This window comes from Pseudomonas tolaasii NCPPB 2192 (genome assembly GCF_002813445.1).
GTDB lineage: Bacteria > Pseudomonadota > Gammaproteobacteria > Pseudomonadales > Pseudomonadaceae > Aquipseudomonas > Aquipseudomonas tolaasii.
In genome coordinates this window covers 2,240,412-2,260,291 of record NZ_PHHD01000001.1, presented here as the reverse complement: position 1 = coordinate 2,260,291, position 19,880 = coordinate 2,240,412, and the positions used below count along the sequence as shown (strand labels likewise).

At 62.4% G+C, this 19,880-nt stretch carries 15 protein-coding genes; 4 read left to right on the top strand and 11 right to left on the bottom strand.

Going from position 1 to position 19,880, the window contains the following annotated elements; all coding sequences use genetic code 11:
* Nucleotides 1–149 precede the first annotated feature (149 nt).
* From ATI14_RS10365 to pbpC, 5 genes are all read right to left on the bottom strand, one after another.
* Nucleotides 150–707, bottom strand: coding sequence for a DUF4136 domain-containing protein (locus ATI14_RS10365; RefSeq protein WP_016972499.1), 558 nt, complete (start codon nt 705–707; stop codon nt 150–152).
* A gap of 47 nt (nt 708–754) precedes the next feature.
* The gene (locus tag ATI14_RS10360; RefSeq protein WP_016972500.1) at nt 755–1,357 is read right to left on the bottom strand and encodes a DUF4136 domain-containing protein; all 603 of its coding nucleotides are present in this window, start codon (nt 1,355–1,357) and stop codon (nt 755–757) included.
* 24 nt (nt 1,358–1,381) lie between these two features.
* On the bottom strand, nt 1,382–2,131 hold the full coding sequence (locus ATI14_RS10355) for a methyltransferase (RefSeq protein ID WP_016972501.1): 750 nt from the start codon (nt 2,129–2,131) through the stop codon (nt 1,382–1,384).
* Nucleotides 2,124–2,432 (bottom strand): MazG-like family protein, encoded by a 309-nt coding sequence (locus ATI14_RS10350; protein WP_016972502.1) that lies wholly within the window; start codon nt 2,430–2,432, stop codon nt 2,124–2,126. Before ATI14_RS10350 ends, ATI14_RS10355 begins: the two co-directional genes overlap by 8 nt.
* Nucleotides 2,433–2,579: 147 nt before the next feature.
* Nucleotides 2,580–4,940, bottom strand: coding sequence for a peptidoglycan glycosyltransferase PbpC (gene pbpC, locus ATI14_RS10345; protein ID WP_222997226.1), 2,361 nt, complete (start codon nt 4,938–4,940; stop codon nt 2,580–2,582).
* Between the two features lie 176 nt (nt 4,941–5,116).
* Here pbpC and ATI14_RS10340 point away from each other — a divergent pair, with 176 nt between their 5' ends.
* Complete coding sequence (locus tag ATI14_RS10340; RefSeq protein WP_016972504.1) at nt 5,117–5,410, top strand: hypothetical protein; 294 nt, start codon at nt 5,117–5,119, stop codon at nt 5,408–5,410.
* 73 nt (nt 5,411–5,483) lie between these two features.
* Here ATI14_RS10340 and ATI14_RS10335 read toward each other — a convergent pair whose 3' ends face one another.
* Nucleotides 5,484–10,388 (bottom strand): alpha-2-macroglobulin family protein, encoded by a 4,905-nt coding sequence (locus ATI14_RS10335; RefSeq protein WP_080520623.1) that lies wholly within the window; start codon nt 10,386–10,388, stop codon nt 5,484–5,486.
* Nucleotides 10,389–10,686: 298 nt separating this feature from the next.
* Here ATI14_RS10335 and ATI14_RS10330 point away from each other — a divergent pair, with 298 nt between their 5' ends.
* Nucleotides 10,687–12,024, top strand: a complete 1,338-nt coding sequence (locus ATI14_RS10330; protein ID WP_080520624.1) for an MATE family efflux transporter — start codon at nt 10,687–10,689, stop codon at nt 12,022–12,024.
* A gap of 118 nt (nt 12,025–12,142) precedes the next feature.
* Entirely contained in the window at nt 12,143–12,574 is a 432-nt protein-coding gene (locus tag ATI14_RS10325) for a hypothetical protein (RefSeq protein WP_016972508.1), read from the top strand.
* Between the two features lie 14 nt (nt 12,575–12,588).
* Here the strand turns inward: ATI14_RS10325 and ATI14_RS10320 are convergent, their stop codons facing one another.
* From ATI14_RS10320 to ATI14_RS10300, 5 genes are all read right to left on the bottom strand, one after another.
* Complete coding sequence (locus ATI14_RS10320; RefSeq protein WP_016972509.1) at nt 12,589–13,455, bottom strand: alpha/beta hydrolase; 867 nt, start codon at nt 13,453–13,455, stop codon at nt 12,589–12,591.
* Nucleotides 13,456–13,609: 154 nt separating this feature from the next.
* Nucleotides 13,610–15,523 (bottom strand): arginine decarboxylase, encoded by a 1,914-nt coding sequence (speA, locus tag ATI14_RS10315; protein WP_016972510.1) that lies wholly within the window; start codon nt 15,521–15,523, stop codon nt 13,610–13,612.
* A gap of 211 nt (nt 15,524–15,734) precedes the next feature.
* Nucleotides 15,735–16,106 (bottom strand): translation initiation factor Sui1, encoded by a 372-nt coding sequence (locus ATI14_RS10310; RefSeq protein ID WP_016972511.1) that lies wholly within the window; start codon nt 16,104–16,106, stop codon nt 15,735–15,737.
* Between the two features lie 195 nt (nt 16,107–16,301).
* The gene (locus ATI14_RS10305) at nt 16,302–16,838 is read right to left on the bottom strand and encodes an NUDIX hydrolase (RefSeq protein ID WP_031320109.1); all 537 of its coding nucleotides are present in this window, start codon (nt 16,836–16,838) and stop codon (nt 16,302–16,304) included.
* 2 nt (nt 16,839–16,840) lie between these two features.
* On the bottom strand, nt 16,841–17,818 hold the full coding sequence (locus ATI14_RS10300; protein ID WP_370589148.1) for a DUF2333 family protein: 978 nt from the start codon (nt 17,816–17,818) through the stop codon (nt 16,841–16,843).
* 389 nt (nt 17,819–18,207) lie between these two features.
* Between ATI14_RS10300 and ATI14_RS10295 the strand changes: the two genes are divergently transcribed.
* Nucleotides 18,208–19,878, top strand: a complete 1,671-nt coding sequence (locus ATI14_RS10295) for a response regulator (protein WP_016972514.1) — start codon at nt 18,208–18,210, stop codon at nt 19,876–19,878.
* Nucleotides 19,879–19,880 lie beyond the last annotated feature (2 nt).

Sequence of the window (19,880 nt, the reverse complement as noted above, 5' to 3'; positions counted from 1 at the left end):
GAAGAGTGTAGACAAGCGCTGATGATGTCGAAGATCAAATAATGTGGGAGCGGGCTTGCCCGCGATGGGGGTGAATCAGTCAATAAATCAGCGACTGTCAGACCGCTATCGCGGGCAAGCCCGCTCCCACAGGGGTTCTATGGTGTGTTTTAGCGGGGCGGGTAGTTGCTGAGGATCTTGGTCACGGTGGTGCGAATGGCGGTGTCACGGTCCTGAGGGTTCGGCGAGCTGGCCATCATTTGCTCATCACTGCCGCGCCACACCAGTTTGCCGTCCTTGCCGTCGAGCAGGTCGATCTGGATGGTCGCCACTTTGTAGGTGATGTTGCGCGTTTCGTTGTACATCGGCGCGCCCCAATAGCCATTCCACGGGCCGCCCCAGGCGCCGCCGTAGTTGGTCGTCACTTGTTGCTGGCGGTCTTCGACGATCAGGTAGGCCTGCACATTCAGGTCAGCCTTGGCCCCCGGCGCGGCCGGGCGCAGGCCGCGTTGGTCGAGTTGCTCACCCACTGCCTGGCGAATGCGCTGCTCGGTGAGGTCACTCTTGATGCGCGGATCATCCGGGCGGTATTGCAGCGCCGGGTCTTTCCAGGCCCAGTTGCGATAGGCGCCAAAATCGCGGCTGGCGTCAAAGTCGTGGTTGACCTGACTGGTCTGGCAGCCGCCCAGCAATACAACAACAGCAAGTGCAGCAATGCGACGAAGCATGGTGTTTCTCCAAAAAGGACGAACCGTTCTTCAGATGAGAATAGCTGTTAACTGGGCGGGTAGGCCGTCATGGCTTTCTGCATCGCCTCGCGCAAGGCATCGGCCTTTTCGCTCAGGCTGCCCTGGCTGGCGGTCTCGGCGCTGGTGCTCCAGACCGGCTGGCGGGTACGGCCATCGAACAGGCTGATGCGCGCCACGGCGACCGTCACTTCATAGGTGCGTACCACCGGCACCGTGTTGTACATGCCGTAGCCGTTGCCATAGCGGTTATAGCCGCCATAGCCGTAGCCATAGTCGTCCTGGACCTGGCGCAGGCGTTTTTCCAGGCGCACATCGGCGCTGACCAGCAGGTCGGGGGCACGGTTGTCATGCAACGGGCGCAAGCCACGCTGGTCCAGCGCGCCACTGACCGCCTCGGCAATCTGCGCCGAATCGGCCCAGGCCGAACCTGCCGGTAGCTGGCCGTTGAGCCAGCCCCAACTGCGATAGGCGCCGTAGTCACGCACCGGCGCGGGATAGGCGCTGGCATCAAAGGTGTTCGCCGCCCGGGCCGGAGCCGGCGGCATCGGGGCCGAAGCGGCCACGTAAGGATTGGGCGTGGAGCACGCACCCAAGCCGAGGGACAACAGGATCAAACAGAGACGGCGCATTTCGACCTCCGCAGACTGGGCCGCTTAAACCGGACGGCAAATCCAGTGCAAATAACGCCCAAGTCCGGCAAAGCTTGGGTGACGACGGTGAGCGAGTTCCATCTCCAACAGGTCCTGTAAATCGGCGCGGGCCTGGAATTCCACCGGCATATAGTCGTGGAACACCCGCACGCCACTTTGGCTTTCGACCTGCCAAAGCCCCTCTAGTTGCGCCGCCAGCTCACGTGGGTCGAGCGGTTGTTGCGGCGTGAGGCTCTGTTTTTCGCCGGCCATGTCGTTCTTGCGCATTTTGCGGAAGTGGCCTTTGAGCAGGTTGCGGTAAATCAGTGCGTCGCGGTTGTAAAACGCCAGCGACAACAGGCCGCCGGGCACCGTGAGCGGGTGCAGCACCGGCAGGATCGCATGGGGTTCGGCCAGCCATTCCAGCACGGCGTGGCACAGCACCAGGTCGTAAGGTTCGGTGAGCTGGCCGGGCAGGTCCTGCCACGGCGCATGAATGAAGGTGGCGGTCTGGCCGGCGTCGGCAAAGCGCTGGCGGGCGCCCTCGAGCATCGGCTCGGCGGGCTCGGCGAGGGTCACCTGATGGCCTTGCTCGGCCAGCCACAACGACATATGGCCCAGGCCCGCGCCGATATCCAGCACGCGCAAAGGGCGTTGCGGCAGCGCTTCGGTCAGGTCGGCCTGCAGCACCGCCAGGCGAATCGCGCCCTTGGCGCCACCGTAGATTTTCTCTGCAAAACGCGTGGCCAACTGGTCGAAATGACGATCACTCATGGGCGAACCGCCGTTCGCTGTCGGCCAGCTTGGCGCGCACAACTTCGTTCATGTCCAGCCCCAACTCACTGCACAGCAACAGCAGGTACAACACGATATCACCGACTTCCTGCCCGGCATGGGCGAGTGTGTCGGCGGGCAACTGGCGCGACTGGTCTTCGGTCAGCCACTGGAAAATTTCCACCAGTTCGGCCATTTCCACACTGGCGGCCATGGCCAGGTTTTTCGGGCTGTGGAACTGCTTCCAGTCATTGGTATCGCGGATGCGGTGCAGGCGTTCGGTGAGGTGTTCAAGGTTCATGCGGGGGCTCCTGAAGGTGTATAGCTTCGGGGGGATCAGCCTTGAAGGCAAGTGAACCTTTAGGCCGCTATCGCGGGCAAGCCCGCTCCCACACGTTGATGCGTGACTACCTGAAAATGTGGGAGCGGGCTTGCCCGCGATAACGGTCTAATCGACGACGCTGAACTCCAGCCGTGCCGTTTGACCCGCCTCATCCAAGACACTCAACTCATAGCGACCCAGCCGCTCAAAGCTGGCATTAATGAAATCCTGATTGGCACTGTCACCCAACGGCGCACCATTGAGAAACCACCAACGCCGGCCACTGCCGCCCAGCGCGGAGAGTTTGAGGCGCAACGCCTGTTGGCTGCCCGCCGGCAGGCGCAACTGATCACCCTCGCGTACGCCGACAATCGATAACGGCGACGCCGCCGCCAACGCCGGTGGCGGGCAGTCCGGGTCCGCCGGCGGGATCCGCGCCTCACGGCGCTCCACTCGCGGCAGCCACGGCTCCAGCGGCGCGGGCCACAGCGCGATATGTTTGGCGACCGCGCCCGGGCAGTGGGCATCAACCCGCAAGCCCTCGGCATTGACCCACACGCTTTCCATCAAACCGACGCTCAAGGGTTGATCCAATGCCTGCAAGGTCGGCGGCGTGGTGTTGTCCAGCGTCCAGGCAAAACGCTGGCGGCGACAATTGGGATCCACGCGACTCATGGGCTGGCCCAGCGGCCAACAGATCGCCGCCACGCCGACATTGGCCGGCACCGGTTTGACCGGCGCGCTGATGCCGCGCTGGCTGTCGCGGTTGGTCAGCACGTCGTGCACTTGCAGCATCAGCGGCGCCGCTGACGCCAGGCCGAACTGGCCCGGGACCGGCGTGCCGTCGGGGCGGCCGATCCACACGCCGATCAAGTACCGCGGCCCCACGCCGATCGCCCAGGCATCGCGAAAGCCGTAGCTGGTGCCGGTTTTCCAGGCCAGTACCGGGCGCTGCACCAGCTCGGCACGCGGGTCGCGGTCCGGCCGCGCCTGACCACTGAGGATGCGGCGCACAATCCAGGCGGCGCCTGGCGACAGCAAGGGTCGCTCTCTGAGTACGTCATCCGGTTGCAGTCGAATAGTGGCGCTGCGGCCATCGCGGGCGAAGGCACTGTAGCCGCTGACCAGGTCCTCCAGGCGGCTGCCAGCGCCGCCCAGAATCAGTGCCAGGTTGGGTTCGGCCAACGCCGGCAAGGCCAGAGGCACGCCGCCGATGCGCATCTGCGCAGCAAACCGCTTCGGCCCGTAAGCCTCGAGCAATTGCACGGCGGGCAAGTTGAGTGAACTGGACAGCGCCGTACTCGCCGGCACCGCGCCGGTAAAGCCCATGGAGAAGTTGCCCGGGCGGTAATCGCCATAGCGCCGGGGCACGTCCTGCAACAGGGATTCGGAATGGATCAACCCGTCATCGAGGGCCATGCCGTAGAGGAAAGGTTTCAAGGTAGAACCCGGTGAACGCAACGCGCTGACCATGTCCACATGGCCAAAGCGCTTGGCGTCATTGATATCCACCGAGCCGAGGTAGGCGCGCACGGCCATGCTTTCTTCTTCCACCACCAGAATCGCGGCAGACGTGTGTTCCGGCAGGCGTGCGCGCCAGCCGAGCAGCAAGTCTTCGAGACGCCGTTGCAGGGTCGCGTCCAGCGTGGTGCGGATCAGTGGCGGGCTGTCGGGGCGGTTCAGGCGCCGTGCCAGCAACGGCGCCAGGCTCGGTTCCAGACGCGGCGCGAGCAGCAGCGGTTCTTCGAGGGCTTCATCGACGGCCGATTGCGGCCACATCTGGAACTCGGCGAGGCGGTGCAGCACCTTGTCGCGGGCTTCCTGGGCACGCTGCGGGTGGCGGTCCGGGCGCAAGCGGCTCGGCGCCTGGGGCAATACCGCGAGCAAGGCCGCTTCGGCATGGGTCAATTGCGCCGGGGATTTGCCCAGGTACGCCCAGCTGGCTGCCGCCACGCCTTGCAACGTGCCGCCGAATGGCGCGCGGTTCAGGTACAGGTTGAGGATTTCCTCCTTGGACAGGTGCCACTCCAGCTGCGCGGTGCGCCACAACTGGCGCAATTTGCCGTGGAAGGTGCGCGAATGTGGATCCAGCAAACGCGCTACCTGCATCGACAAGGTGCTGCCACCCGACACCACCCGCGCGCCCGTGAGGTTCTGCCATGTCGCCCGCACCAGCGCCAGGGGGTTCACCCCAGGGTGCTGATAAAACCAGCGGTCTTCGTAGGTGAGCAGCGCGTCGAGGTAATACGGCGAGACGTCATTCGTTTGAATTGGGTAGCGCCACACGCCGTTGGCATCGGCAAAGCGCCAGAGGGGTGTGCCGTCTTCGGCGAGGACGACGCGTGCCAGATCATCCTTGGGCAACGGCAGTGGCCAGAGCCGATCAGCCAACCACAACAGCGCCAACAGCAACACCACAAACTCCAGGCTCCAACGCAATAACTGTGGGAGCTGGCTTGCCGGCGATAGTGGTGGATCAGTCAGCATGTTTTTCACAGACCCACCGCGATCGCCGGAAAGCCGGCTCCCACATGGGAGTGTGTGTATCCGTTACCAAGCAAACCCATTATTTAACCTGCAAACCTCTATGCTTATAGGGAACTAGCCTTGCGCAATCACAACCAAAGGCAAACACACGCCCACCTTCTCATCAGGACACACACATGCAGGTAGAAAGCTTCTTCGAATGGTTGGGCCAGGCGCTCGGTTCCGTCATCCGCTTTATCGTCGACGGGCTCAGCGGGTTGTTCGGTGCCCTGACCCACGCCGGCGGCAACTTCGTCGAAGGTTTGTCGCGCACTCTGGGCATGGACACCTCGATTATCAGCATCCTCACGCTGATCGTTGGCTTGCTGTTTCTGTATTCGGCAGTGCGGGCGTTTATGCGAGCGTCGATCATCTTCGGGATTATCTGGTTGATGCTGGGGCTATGGTTGCTGAGCTGGGTCGTGCACTAATTCCAGTAACAACTCATATCCTCTGTGGGAGCAAGCCTGCTCCCACATTCAGGCCCTGTTTCAAGTTGAGATTTCAGCGGCCTTTAATCACCAGATCCGCCGGGGTTTCGCCCACCGCCTGCCAGTTCGGCCGGTACATCGACTCCACCTGCGGCGGCGGCACTCGATAAGTGCCCGGCGTCACAGCCCGCGCCAGGTACAGCAGGTGCGTGGTGCCAGAGCCGTCCAGGTTCATCGCCGCCACATAACGGTCATCGCGAAACTCCTGATGCTTGAGGGACGCGTTCTGCATCGACTCACGCCATTCCTTCACCTGGCTGCTGGCGTTTTCCAGGCTGGCCGCGCTTTGCGCCAGGTTCTGGTTTTCCAGTTCCAGGCCGGCGGGCAACAGGTCCACCACCAGGGCATCCGGCACGCGCTGTTTGGCGCTCACCGCCAGGTGCACCAGCACCAGATCGCCACTGTTGAGGTTACGCAGGTTCAGCGGCTGGCCGTTCATGCCCAGGTATTCGCGGCGAATGCTCAGGTTGTCGCCACCCGGCGCCGGTGGCACCTGTGGATAACCTGAAATCGTCAGTTGCTGATACACCGGTGGCTCGCCCTGATTGCTCAAGGTCAGGTCGCTGGACAACAACTTGCCTTCGAGTTCCAGCGTCGAGTGCTGATTGTTCAATGCCTGCACCCCGCCACTGCCGGTCAGCGACACCTGCCAGTTCGTCTCGGGCTGCGAGAACCCCAGGCGCCCGGCGAGGAACAGCGAATTGCGCTCCTGAGTCGACAGGTAAGGGCTGGCCGCCAACTGATCCGACAGCGTAAACAAACGCTCCTCGCGCTTGCCTTTGGCCAGGTCGTTTTCCTCCAGCAACGCCAGGATCATCGCCTGATCCCGCAGCGGGCTGCCGTAATCGGCCAACCATTCATTGGCATTGCGCTGCGCCGCCAGACCGGCGAGCAAGGCTTGATCAGCACGCGGCTGGTCGCCCATTTTCTGCAGGGCGATGGACAGTTGCACCAGCGGCAACCCGGAACGCGCATCGCTGCGACGCTCGAAGATACTGCGAAGCGCGCCCAGCGGCGCCTGCTGACTGCGCGCCAGCACCATGCCGGCGTAGGCCTGTACGGCGAAGCGGGTATGGTCGGCGTTGTCGCTGTAATCCACGTCTATCAGGTTGCGTTCCTGCACATACCGCAGCAGGCGCTCGCTGGCTTTCTTCAAGGCTTCGGGTGGCACGGCAAAGCCTTGATCACGGGCGCGCAGCAGAAAGTCGGTGACGTAAGCGGTCAGCCAGTACTCCTCTTCACCGTCGGCGCCCCACAAACCAAAACTGCCGTTGTAGCGCTGCATGCCCAGCAGGCGTTCGATACCCAGCTCGATCTTGCGTTTGCGCGCCGCATCCGGCTCGCCCTTGACGCCCAGGCGTTTGAGCAAGGCATCGTCGGCATACAGCGACGGGTACAAACCGCTCGCCGTCTGTTCCAGGCAGCCGTAGGGGTAGGCCTTGAGCGCACTGATCTGCGCGCCGAGGTTCAGTGGCGGTCGGCTCGACAGGCTCAACAGTGCTTCGCGCCCCGACGCATCGAATTGATCCAGTGCGCCGGCAGGCAGGCTCCACGGCTGATCCTTGAGCACCGCGCGGTAATGCTTGAGCAGCGCCGGGTACGCCGGGCGCACGCCCAAGGTCCACTCGCGGCTGAACGGCGGCAGGTTTTCACCCGGCAGGTCGAGGCCGTTCACCGTCACCTTGACCTTGCCCTGCCCCAGCCCGCCCCAGGCTTTCACCGGGATACGCAGCGTGGTGCGCTGGCCTTGCTTGAGTTCAACAGTTTGTCCGCTGGTGTTGGCCAGCTCCAGTTGCCCTTCGGCAGTCAATTGCACGTCGAGTTTCTGTGCCTTGCCCGACAGATTTGAGAGGTCGAGCGCCAGGGTAGTCTGGTCGCCACCGGCGAGGAAGCGTGGCGCCGACAGTTCGGCAATCAACGGCGCGGCGATCACTGTTTTGGCTTCGGCCATGCCGTAGCGGTCATCGCTCCAGGCCTGGGCCATCAGGCGCAGCTCGCCGTTAAAGTCGGGAATATTGACGCTGACTTCGCCCTCGCCCTGTTCATTCAACGTGACGGGTGCGCTTTGCAGCGCAACGATGGTCACGCTGGTGTCCGGGCGCTTGCCGCCCTTGGCCAGTGCAGCGTCGCCGCCAAAAGCCAGGCTGGCCAGGCGGCCCTGTCCGGCTTCGATCAACTGGCCGTAAATGTCGAACTGATCCACGCCGTAGGCTTTGCGCCCGAACAGGCTGGAGTACGGATCGGGCGTCGGGTATTCGGTGATATTCAGGATGCCCACGTCCACTGCCGCCACCAACACATGCACCTGTTTGGGCACACTGCCGTCGGCATTTTTCGCGGCAATTTTCACCGTCAGTGGTTGTTTGGGGCGCATTTTTTCCGGCGCGGTGAGGGTCACGCCCAGTTTGCGCTGGGTGCGGTCCAGCGGCAGGTGCAACAGGCCGACCGCGCGCTTGGGAGTGATGTTGGCTTTGCGTTCGCCGGGGCGAATCACCAGGGCGCTGACGTAAAGGTCATGACGCGCCCATTTGGGATCGAGCTTCACGGCGAAGCTTTTGCCCTCGGCCGGCACGTCGATTTCCTGCCACCACAGGGGGCCTTCGGCGGACTCCACCAGCAGGTAGCCCTTGCCCGCAGCCGGAGGCGTCACGGTGACGTTGGCGGTGTCACCGTCGCCATACGCCGGTTTATCCAGCGCCAGCTTGACCTGATCCGGGCGCACAGCACCGCCTTCGGTATTGTCCTGGGCCTGGTAGCCCGCCCAGAAACGCAGGCTGCTGATCAAACCGGTTTGCGGGTCTTCGACTTCGACGCGGTACGGGCCCCACTCTACCTGGAAGCTGACCTTGGCCGTGTCGCCGGCCTTGATGTTCAGGGTTTGCTCGTCGAGGTTGAGGAATTTCTCGTTGAAGTGGTAACTCCAGCCATCGCTCTCGGAGTAGTTCCAGTAGTAGTCGCGGCGCTCACGCACCAGGCGCACCTTGAGGTTCTGCGCGGCGAGCTTTTGTCCGTCCTGGTTGGCCACCAGCACTTCGAATTCCGCCGGGCCGTCGCCATCGGTTTCCTTGCCGTCAAACAAGCCACGCAGGCCCGGCAATTGCTCGGCCGGCCAGATCGGCTGCACCAACCGCCGTGTGATGGGCCGCCCGCCCGACTCCTGCAGGCTGGCCTGCACGATCAATTGCAGGGGCGACTTGGCGTCGGCCCATTTGCTTTCCAGGGTCAGCGCTTCCTGGCCCTTGGCGTCGAGCACACTCTCGTCCAGTTCAAAATCCTGGCTCAGTTCTTCTTCGGTGACGGAGCCGAACTGGTAACCGGGCAGCGACTTGACCGCCTCGCGCAGTGGCCGCACATAGACTTGCCCGCTGACCCGGTTGCCCGAGGCCGGCGCGCCATACAGGTAGCGACCGTTAACCTGAATCACCGGGTTGTCCGCCGGGCTCAAGGCCGTATCACTGCCTTTGAGTTCCAGCGCCAGGCGTTCAGGCAGGAAGTCTTCAACCAGGAATTCATACAGCTGCGGTTTGCCATCGCCCAGGTCGAACACCAACTGCCAGCGCCCGGTCGGCGCTTCAGCGGCCAGTTGCAGTGAGTATTGATAGAGGCCGGACGCATCGGCGTCCCACACAAACTTGCGGCTGACCTGCTCATCCGGGCGGCGGACTTCGACGCTCACCGGCTGCGGCTTGACGGCATTGCCGTCTTTGTCGCGCAGCAGAGCGTTGAGCAGTACGGTTTCGCCGGGGCGATACAAGTCGCGCGGGCCAAACACAAAGAACTGCAACGGGTGGGACGGCTGGCCGCCGATGTCGAACTCGGCCAGGTCCAGTGCGGCGCTGTCGAGGCGCAGCAGGCTGGTTTGCTCGCCCTGTTTGGCCAGCAGCACCTGGGCTTTTTTCGGCAGCGGCAACTCGGCGTGACCGCCCTTCTCGGTTTTGCCCTGGCCGAGCACACGGCCTTCAGCATCGAGCACTTCGAGGTCGACGCCGTCCAGTGCCTTGCCGCCTTCCAGCGCCTGGGTGAACACGTCCAGGCGATTGGCGTAGCGGTGCACCGACAGGCCGATATCACTCAAGGTAAACAGCGTGGCCGGTTGCGAATAGTTGTAGGTGCCCGAAGCCCGCATCACCGCCAGGTACACGCCCGGTTGCTGCAATTGCTTGAGGCCGGCAATCGGCAGCAACAGGGTTTCACGGGTGTTGCGCGCCGGGTTCAGGTCGAAACGGCCGCCGTAGACCAGGTCGGCCATGGGCAGCAGCTCGCGGGACTCGTAGCTTTGCAGGCTGGTATTGCGGCCCCATTGGGCCAGGAACGACGGCAGGGATTCAGGTTTGATGCGGAAGAATTCAACATCGACTTTGTCGACGTTCAGCGCGATCACCGGTAACCCCTCGGCCAGGCGGGTCGGCAGCAAAGTGCCACGGCTGGCGAAGCCGACGGTGGCTTGCAGGTCACGGGTTTCCAGGCGGGCGCTGTACTCGGCAGCGAGCTTGTTGTCGTTCAACGCTTTCACGCCGGCATCGACCGTCAGCACCAGCTTGCGCTGTGGTTCCAGATGGCGCAGGCGCAATTCCATCAGGTTGTCGGAGATTTCCCAGGCGCCATCGACCTTGCCGGACTTGCTGTCGACCAGGTGCAGTTTGTCGGCGAATTTCTGCTCGGGGTCCAGCGGAATGGAAAAACTCACGGAAAGCGTGCTGGCGCCGTCGAGTTGCACTTCGGACACATCCACCACACTCAACTCACGCCCGGCATAACGCTGTTTCAGCGCGGCCACGTCCACCGCCGCTTTCGCAGGCTGGGGCGCAGCCGTTGCCGCTGCGGACGCGGAGGCCGTCGGGGCAGCCGGTTTGTCGGAGGAATCGCAGGCGCTCAGCAGGGCCAGCGCGCAGGCCAGGAACAGTCCTTTGTTAAGCATGAGGCACTCTTATTGAGAGGGGTCCGAGGGGTGAACTATATAACAGCCCGGGTAGGGCGGATGTGGTGCTGGTCACATTGACCGACGGAGGGTGGTCTGGTTCTTTACAAGACGTAAGGCCAGGCCAAATCCCACACACACTGAAGAACCCTGTGGGAGCTGGCTTGCCTGCGATTGCGGTGTGCCAGGCAACAACGTTTGCACTGTTACACCGCCATCGCGGGCAGGCCCGGCTCCCACATTGGTCCTGCAGTGGCATAGAGGGATGGTTACAATGCCGCTCCTCCAAGGAGCCTCCATGAATTCCCTGCTCACCGACTGGCGCCACCGCCCCACCCACCGCCGCGTTTGGGCGCTGGCCGCGCCGATGATCCTGTCGAACATTTCGGTGCCGCTGGTGGCGCTGGTCGACAGCATGGTCATCGGCCACTTGCCTCACGCCCACCAGTTGGGTGCTGTGGCTGTCGGCGCCAGCCTGTATACCTTCCTCGCCTGGGCCATGGGTTTTCTGCGCATGGGCTCCACCGGTTTCGCCGCCCAGGCTGCCGGGCGCAATGATGGTGCGGCGTTGCGGCAAATCCTGTTGCAGGGCTTGCTGCTCGCCGTGGGCCTGGCGGCGCTGCTCGGCACGGTGGGTATTCCGCTAAGCCACTTGGCCCTGGAATGGATGCAGCCGTCACCCGAGCTGAACCAGCTGACCCAGGAATTTTTCCACACACGATTGCTTGGCCTGCCCGCCGCGCTCGCCAGCTATGCCTTGGTCGGCTGGTTCCTCGGCACACAAAACGCGCGGGCGCCGCTGGCAATTTTACTGACGACGAACCTGGTCAATATCGCCCTTAACCTGTGGTTCGTCCTCGGACTGGACTGGGGCGTCGCCGGTTCGGCCCGTGCCTCCGTGGTGGCGGAATGGACCGGCGCCCTGCTCGGCCTGGCGCTCACGCAAAAAGCCCTGCGCGCCTACCCCGGGCACATCGCCTGGGCAGCCTTGAAACGGTGGGAAAGCTGGCGTCCGCTGCTGGCGGTCAACCGCGACATCTTTATCCGCAGCCTCGCCCTGCAATCGGTGTTTTTCATGATCACGGTGCAAGGCGCACGCTTGGGCGATGCGACTGTCGCGGCCAACGCCCTGCTGCTCAACGGGCTGCTGTTGACCGCCCACGCGCTGGACGGCCTGGCCCACGCCGTCGAAGCCCTGTGCGGCCACGCCATCGGCGCCCATGACCGCCAGGCGCTGCGCCGCTCTTTGGTGGTGGCCGGCGGCTGGTCGTTGATCGCCAGCATTGGCTTCGCCCTGCTGTTCACGGTTGTCGGGCATTTATTTATCGCGATGCAAACCGACATTTCGAGCGTGCGCGAAACCGCCGACCTCTACCTGCCCTATCTGGCGGTACTGCCGTTGATTGCCGTCTGGAGCTACCTGCTCGACGGCCTGTTCATCGGCGCCACCCGCGCCACGGAAATGCGCAATGGCATGCTGCTCACCGTGCTGCTGACGCTGCCGGTCGCCTGGGCGTTGCAAGGGCTGGGCAACCACGGGCTGTGGCTGACCTTCCTGTTGTTCATGGCCTTGCGCAGCCTGACGCTGTGGGCAATCGCCTGGCGCTTGAACAGGGATAACCAATGGCTGAGATGATGTGACCTGTTAATGTTGACAGGTTACATAGCCGCATTTGCGGCGTTGAATAGAGGTCGCGACTGGAGCCCCCTCAGTTTCAGGCTGCGACCTTCTTTCAATTCAGGGACGAGCCAACATGAGCAACAGCACCTACATCATCATCGGCGTATTGATTGTGGTCGCCCTGATAGCCGTGGCGTTGAGCCGCAAGTCCAAGTCTAAAAAGCCCGCGCCAGCCAGCGAACCGGTCGCCCCGCCACCCGCCGAGACGCCGCAAATCACACCGGGCATTGTCACCTCGCCTTTCACTCCCGGCCCTTCCACGAGCCTGCCGGAGCCAAACAATGGCGCAATGGTGGAGGTCTGGAACCAGACACGTTTCCCGGTGGTGGTGACTCAACAAGAACTGCAAACGACGCTGTCCGCTCAAGACCGGGTGCACATGGATAGCCGTTTTCCACTGACCGCCACTCCCGAGAACCCGGGCGACGCGCCCCACGGCGTGTCAGTAGAGAGTGGCGACACACCTGAGCGTCTGATCATCAGGGCTAACAAAAGTCCTGAATAAGCCGAGCCCCCAGGTTACCGGGCAGGGCTGGAGGGAAGAATAAAGGCAGTTACTCGATCTAACACCGGCGCGAGCCAGCGCAGCGGTTTGGCGAGCGATGCCACCAATGTCGCGTGGCTGGTTTTGCTGAAGTAGAACGTTTCGACCGGCACGCCCGCAGCCCGCAACCTGTTCGCCAGCCCACCGGTATTGCGTGTGGGGTTGACCAGGTTGTCGTCTGTCGAAGCGATCAACAGGCTGGGCGGCGCACTGGCGCTGACGTGGTTGATCGGCTGGGAATCCGGTGGCGAGTCGGGAAAGAAAAACACTGGCTGCACGTCGCGATTTTCAATCGGCAGGAAATCATACGGCCCGGCCAGGCCGATCCAGCCCTTGAAGATCGAAGGCGACAAACCCACCTCGTTCAACCAGCGCGGATCCAGCGCCAGCATCGATGCGTTATAGGCGCCGGAGCTGTGACCCATCACATACATCCGCTTGGGGTCGGCGCCGTAGTCGGCGCTGTGTTCATGTGCCCAGGCCACGGCTTTGGCACCGTCCTGGAGAAAAGCGGGGTAACGCACTTGGGGGTAAAGCCGATAATCGGCGATCACCACCACCATGCCGCGCGAAGCGAGGGCCTCACCGACGAAACCGTAGTCATCTTTGGAACCGCTGTTCCAGCTGCCGCCGTAGAAAAACACCACCACCGGGGCGTTGGACACGGCCGGAAACGGGCGGTAGAGATCGAGTTTTTGCCGAGGGTCATCACCGTAGGCGATGGATGATGTTTTGGTGAAGGTACTGGAAGGGGTGAATGCGTTGAGCACTTTGATGGGGGAGCAGGCCACGAGGAGTGCGGCGAATGCCAGGGTGAACGCTTGCAACAGTTTGCTCGACATCGCCCAGCCCTCACACAGAAGCTACTGCCAAACGAAGATCCAGCTGTGGGAGCTGGCTTGCCTGCGATGGCGGTGTGTCAGGCAAAAAACTCTGCACTGATACACCGCCATCGCGGGCAAGCCCGCTCCCACATGGGATTTGTACTAGCCCGACTTACGAGGACAGGTAAGACGAACGGGTCAGGCCCAGGCGCAGCGCGTCGAGGAACTGGGTGCGCTCACTGGCGCTGATCTTCGCGCTCGCGCACTTGTCGCGGTAGTGGGTCATCAACTCCTCCGGCGACAGGTGCACGTAACGCAGCATGTCTTCGATGGTGTCGTGGGTCTCGATACCGGCGCTGTACACCGAACCGTCTTCACGCTGGTAGATGTTCACCGAGTCGGTGTCACCGAACAGGTTGTGCATGTCGCCGAGAATTTCCTGGTAGGCGCCCACCAGGAAAATGCCCAGCAAGTAGTCTTCGCCTTCGTTCAGCGCGTGCACCGGCAGGCTGGTTTCGATGGACTGCTCGTCGACGTACTGCTTGATCTTGCCGTCGGAGTCACAGGTCAAATCCTGCAATACCGCACGGCGCAGCGGCTCTTCGTCGAGGCGGTGCAGCGGCAGGATCGGCAGGACCTGGCCGATGGCCCAGGTGTCCGGCAGGCTCTGGAACACCGAGAAGTTGCAGATGTACTTGTCAGCCAGCTTGTCATTCAACTCGTCCAGCACCTGACGGTGCGAACGCTGACGGGCTTTGAGCGAGTCGTGCAGCCGGCGGCATACGGCGAAGTAGCATTGCTCAGCCAGGGCTTTTTCGGCCAGGGTGATCTTGCCGTCGGCGTATTGGGCGGCCACGTCACTCATGTAGTGGGTGGCGCGCCAGTAGGTTTCGGTGACCATTTCAATGTCGGTCGGGCCCAGCAGGTCCACCAGCCATTGCACGGTTTCCGGCAGGCTTTCCTTGTTTTCGATGGTCGGGATTTCGTCGTTGTGTTTCTCGACGTCAGTCACCTGCACCACCAGCATGGCGTGGTGAGCGGTCAGGGAACGGCCGCTTTCGGAGAAAATGTTCGGGTGCGGCAAGCTCTGCGCGTCACAGAACTCCTTGAGCATGCCCACGACCACACCGGCGTAGTCATCCATGTCGTAGTTGATCGAGCTGGCGTTACGCGAGTGGGTACCGTCGTAGTCCACGCCCAGGCCGCCGCCGACGTCGATGTGATCCACCGGCAGGCCGAGGTTGCGCAGTTCGCCGTAGTAACGAATGGCTTCCTTGAAACCGTGCTGGTAGTCCGCCAGGTTGGCGATCTGCGAGCCCATGTGGAAGTGCAGCAGGCGGATGCCCTGGTCCAGGCCCGCCGCGCGGAAGCGCTCGACCACCGACAGCAACTGCGCCGCCGACAAGCCGAACTTGGATTTCTCGCCACCGGTGTCCGCCCACTTGCTCGACGCCAGGGAAGACAAGCGCACGCGCAAGCCAACCTGCGGTTTGACCTTGAGGCTGGCGGCCTCTTCGATCACCAGGCCGACTTCGGATTCTTTCTCGATCACGATAAACACGTTGTGACCGAGTTTCTGGCCCATCAGCGCCAGGCGGATGAACTCACGGTCCTTGTAGCCGTTGCACACGATGGTGCCGCCCTTCGGCGCCAGGGCCAGCACCGCCAGCAGCTCGGGCTTGGAACCGGCTTCCAGGCCGATGGACACGTTCTGGGTGGCGATGATGTTTTCGATCACCGCTTCCTGCTGGTTCACCTTGATCGGGTACAGCGCGGTGTACTTGCTCTGGTATTCCAGGCGCTCGATGTTGGCGTCGAAGGCGCCGGTCAGCTGGCGCACGCGGTCTTGCAGGATGTCGGGGAAACGCACCAGCAAGGGCAAGGACAGGCCGCTTTTGCGCAACTCGTCGACTTGTTCGTACAGATCAACCGGCGTGCTGTTCGGGCCGTTCGGACGGACTTCAACGCGACCGGCATCATTGATCGCGAAATACCCGGCCCCCCAATGGCGAATCCCGTAAACACTGCGGCTGTCCGCAACTGTCCATTGGCTGCCATCGTCTTTGCGTGTGCGTCGTACGGACATCGAAGTCCCCTATAAATGAAGTCGAAGGCGCCGCCCCTCGTAAAGGCTGGCGCAGTCTAAAGAATGAAAATGACGATTTGCCTGTAAGAGAGGTAGACCCCGCTCGCAGGACAGAGTTTAGACACCGGTCAGGAACAGGCTCTGTGAAAACCATGGAGACGACAGTGTGCGTTCAGCAAACCGGCGATCGGGGTGGGTTTCACAGAGGCTGCTAGCCGCCGGATTTCTTCGCCTTGTAACCCAGCTTGATCAGCTCGGCCAACAGCAACTCGACGTGATCGCCCTGGATCTCGATGACGCCGTCTTTCAACGCGCCACCGGTGCCACAACGTTTTTTAAGCGAGGTGGCGAGTGCCTTCAGGGGTTCTTCGGCCAGAGGCACGCCGGTGATGGTGGTCACCGTCTTGCCGCCACGGCCTTTGCTCTCGCGTCGCACGCGGGCAATGCCGTCGCCTTCGGGGATCAGGGTCTGTTTGCAGGTACACGAATCCACGGGCTGACGACAGTCCGGGCAGTGTCGACCTGCGTCGGTGGAAAATACCAGGCCACCAAGGGCGGCGAAGGATGCGGCTTTTTTGGCCACCGGCAATCCTCTTGGGAGGACAAAGACTGATCGGCACCTGCAAATAGGTTGCCGACCGCGAAGCCCCACTCAGGCAGGGGCAGCGCTACCGAACCGCGGTGCTCCTAACAGCAGGGTGGTTCGGGTGAAAAGTCGCGCAGTGTAACGGCAAAAAGCCGACTTGCTAAGAGCCAAATCGCGCCAATTTCTGCAACTTTAGCGACGTGAGGCCAGATAGCGGCGCAAGCCCTCTTGTGCGTCCGGGCAGTACGGCTTTTGCTCAGCTTCCTGCAACACAACGTCGAGAGGTAGAAAGCGCGCTTCCATGACTTCTTCGGGCTGCAGTTGCAGGGGCCCGTCCCACACGGCCGAGTAGGATTTGCACCAGAGCCTGCTGCCGCCGTCTTCAAAATAGAAATGGTCGTGTTCGACCAACTCCACGCCGCTGACCCCCAGCTCCTCTTCCAGCTCGCGGGCGGCCGACAAGGCGTAAGTTTCGCCCGCCGCCACCATGCCGCCTGCCGCCGTGTCCCAGAACCCCGGGTACATGGCTTTGCTCAGGGTGCGCCGGTGCACGCAGAGTTCACCGGCGGAGTTGAACAGGAAGATAAAGGTGCAACGGCCGATCAGGCCGCGTTGGCGCAGGTCGGACCTGACCAGGGCGCCGAGCAGGTTGTCGCGCTCGTCGACCCAACAGATCAGCTCGGCATCGGAGGCCGCGCGGTGGGCGGCCTCCTTTTGGGTAGCATCCATCATCAACCCTGGTTGAGGAGCTGACGCAAGTCGATCACTGCAGCGTTTGCCCGGGAAATATAATTGGCCATGACCAGTGAGTGGTTGGCGAGAATGCCAAAACCGCTGCCGTTAAGAATCATGGGGCTCCAAACCGGTTCCTGCGAGGCCTCCAGCTCACGAATGATCTGGCGCACGCTGACGGTGGCGTTTTTCTTGGCCAGCACGTCGGCGAAGTCGACTTCGATGGCGCGCAGCAGATGGGACAAGGCCCACGCCTGACCACGGGCTTCGTAGAATACGTTGTCGATCTGCATCCACGGGGTTTCCACCACCTCTTCGTCAACCTGCGGCACTTCGCCCGGCGCCAGCGCCTCGGTTTTCAAAGCGGTGTTCAGCTTGACCCGGCCGACGCTGGCCGACAGGCGTTGCGACAGCGAACCCAAACGGGTGGCCACGTCGCCCAGCCAGTTGTTGAGGTTGTCGGCACGCGCGTAGAACAGCGCGCCCTTCTGGTTTGGGTCGGACAGGCGGGCTTCGTAGCGGCTCAGGGAATTGATGCCTTCCTGATATTCCGACTCACTGGACGGCAGCACCCAGCTCTTGTTGTCGAAGTTGAAACGCGGCTCGGCCTTGGCCAGGTCCGCGTCTTCAGCCGACTGCGACTGGGAGCGCGCAAAGTCCTTGCGCAGGGCGCGGGTGAGGTCGCGCACCTGTACCAGCACGCCGTATTCCCAGCTCGGCATGTTGTCCATCCACAGGCCTGGCGGGAAACGGTCATTGGAAATGTAACCGCCTGGCTTGTTCAGCAGCGTGCCGACCACTGTTTTGAGGGTTTCGACGGTGGTGAAGCCCACCACCATCTGCTTGCCGTCCTTTTCTGCGGCAAGCTGGGCATTTTGCTGGACCGGGAACAGTGCCGGCTCTTCGCTCCAGTACCAGCCGAGGGCGCCGGTGACCAACAGGTACAAGCCCAGCACGCTGAGCACGGCGCGGCTCATCAGCAGGTTGCGAAAGTAGCCGCGGTTGGCCGACTTGGGCTCAGGGGCAGGGCCTTTGGCGCTGCCTGCACGGTTTTTCCAGTCCAGCATGGCGATATCCTTTCAATCACTTGAGTTCATGCACGTCAATGGTCCGGGTGCGTTCAAACACTCCGACCACAACCCTACCCCATCGTGCCCGTGGATGCGGGGCTTTTAACCGAAAGTGGCAGGTGCGCGAGGTTCAACTATAAAGGATGCACGTTTTTTACGCTGCGCGACCAACAGGTCGGTAACTGAATGCTCAAGACCTGTACTTAATTGACGTATGACACTCATGTAATGGAAAAGAGGTGCTAGCATAGAGCCATCAGTCGACCTCAGCATGCGCCCTAACTAGTAGTCAGGATATGACCGAGCCAGAAGACCCCAGCCGTGAGCGTCTCAAGCACCATTTTGCCCAGCGGGTAATTCATCAGGCACGTCAAATTCTTGAGATCTGGCAGCGCCTGCAACGCAGCGAATGGTCGAACGCCGATTTCTCCGAACTCAGCGAGGCCAACCTGCGCCTGCTGCGTTTTGCCGAGCGCTTCGAACAGCCGGAGCACGGCCAATTGGCGCGGCATATCGGCGAATCCCTCAAGGCCGTGGACGACAATCGCGGCCGCCTGAGCAGCCAACTGATCACCGAACTCAACCGCCTGATGCAGCGCCTGTCCCGCACCGGCCTGCGCCAGGGCGACCAGCTGGAACAAACCTTCCTGCCGCCCATGCGCAAGCCGATCTACGTGATGCTGGCCGACCACGACCGCGCCGAGCGCCTGGCCAAGCAGCTGGAATTCTTTGGTTTGAGCGCCCAGTCCCTGGACAGCGTGGCGGCGTTTCGCGCGTCGATGGCCGAGCGCCTGCCGTCGGCCATCGTGATGGACGTGGATTTCTGCGGCGCCGGCCTTGGCCTCAAGCTCGCCGCCGAAGCCCAGGAAGGCCTGGAGCAAAAGCTGCCGCTGCTGTTTTTCAGCCTGCACGAAACCGACACCCCCACCCGCCTCGCCGCCGTGCGCGCCGGTGGACAGGAATTCCTCACCGGCACCCTGGAAGCCTCCAGCCTGCTGGAAAAAATCGAAGTGCTGACCTGCGTCGCCCAGTACGAACCTTATAAAGTGCTGATCATCGACGACTCGCGCGCCCAGGCGCTGCACACCGAGCGCCTGCTCAACAGCGCCGGCATCGTCACCCGCACCTTGATCGAGCCGATCCAGGCCATGGCCGAGCTGGCGGATTTCCAGCCGGACCTGATCATTCTCGACATGTACATGCCAGCCTGTACCGGTACCGAACTGGCCAAGGTCATTCGCCACAACGACCGTTATGTCAGCGTGCCGATCATCTACCTGTCGGCCGAAGACGACCTGGACAAACAGCTGGACGCCATGAGCGAAGGCGGCGACGACTTCCTCACCAAGCCGATCAAACCGCGCCACCTGATCACCACCGTGCGCAACCGCGCCGCGCGCGCGCGCAATTTGAAAGCGCGCATGGTCCGCGACAGCCTGACCGGCCTGTACAACCACACCCATATCTTGCAATTGCTCGAAGACTGCAGCTTCCGCGCGCGCCGCGAGAACAAGCCGCTGAGCTTTGCCATGCTCGACATCGACCACTTCAAGCGGGTCAACGACAGCCACGGCCACCCAATGGGCGACCGCGTGATCAAGAGCCTGGCGCTGTTTCTCAAGCAGCGTTTGCGCAAGACCGACTTTATCGGGCGCTACGGCGGCGAAGAGTTCGCCATCGTGATGCCCGACACCGACCTGGAATCGGCCTGCAAGGTGCTGGACGAAATTCGCGGGCGCTTTGCCGAAATCCACTACCCTGCCCAACCGCAGGATTTGTGGTGCACCTTCAGCGCCGGGCTGGTGGAGCTGTGCGAAGGTTCCGACAGCCTGATGATGGCGGCCCAGGCCGATGAGGCGCTGTACCGTGCCAAGGATGCCGGGCGCAACCGCGTACAGGCTGCGCGCACGTCAAAGCAAAGTGCCATCTTTTCACCGGAATCCAGCGATTCCGTCATAACTCTGTAATG

Excerpts from the sequence above, each read along its gene's own strand:
- ATI14_RS10365 (WP_016972499.1), bottom strand. The coding sequence starts at position 707 with ATGCTTCGTCGCATTGCTGCACTTGCTGTTGTTGTATTGCTGGGCGGC.
- ATI14_RS10360 (WP_016972500.1), bottom strand. The coding sequence starts at position 1,357 with ATGCGCCGTCTCTGTTTGATCCTGTTGTCCCTCGGCTTGGGTGCGTGC.
- ATI14_RS10355 (WP_016972501.1), bottom strand. The coding sequence starts at position 2,131 with ATGAGTGATCGTCATTTCGACCAGTTGGCCACGCGTTTTGCAGAGAAA.
- ATI14_RS10350 (WP_016972502.1), bottom strand. The coding sequence starts at position 2,432 with ATGAACCTTGAACACCTCACCGAACGCCTGCACCGCATCCGCGATACC.
- pbpC (WP_222997226.1), bottom strand. The coding sequence starts at position 4,940 with ATGCTGACTGATCCACCACTATCGCCGGCAAGCCAGCTCCCACAGTTA.
- ATI14_RS10340 (WP_016972504.1), top strand. The coding sequence starts at position 5,117 with ATGCAGGTAGAAAGCTTCTTCGAATGGTTGGGCCAGGCGCTCGGTTCC.
- ATI14_RS10335 (WP_080520623.1), bottom strand. The coding sequence starts at position 10,388 with ATGCTTAACAAAGGACTGTTCCTGGCCTGCGCGCTGGCCCTGCTGAGC.
- ATI14_RS10330 (WP_080520624.1), top strand. The coding sequence starts at position 10,687 with ATGAATTCCCTGCTCACCGACTGGCGCCACCGCCCCACCCACCGCCGC.
- ATI14_RS10325 (WP_016972508.1), top strand. The coding sequence starts at position 12,143 with ATGAGCAACAGCACCTACATCATCATCGGCGTATTGATTGTGGTCGCC.
- ATI14_RS10320 (WP_016972509.1), bottom strand. The coding sequence starts at position 13,455 with ATGTCGAGCAAACTGTTGCAAGCGTTCACCCTGGCATTCGCCGCACTC.
- speA (WP_016972510.1), bottom strand. The coding sequence starts at position 15,523 with ATGTCCGTACGACGCACACGCAAAGACGATGGCAGCCAATGGACAGTT.
- ATI14_RS10305 (WP_031320109.1), bottom strand. The coding sequence starts at position 16,838 with ATGGATGCTACCCAAAAGGAGGCCGCCCACCGCGCGGCCTCCGATGCC.
- ATI14_RS10300 (WP_370589148.1), bottom strand. The coding sequence starts at position 17,818 with ATGAGCCGCGCCGTGCTCAGCGTGCTGGGCTTGTACCTGTTGGTCACC.
- ATI14_RS10295 (WP_016972514.1), top strand. The coding sequence starts at position 18,208 with ATGACCGAGCCAGAAGACCCCAGCCGTGAGCGTCTCAAGCACCATTTT.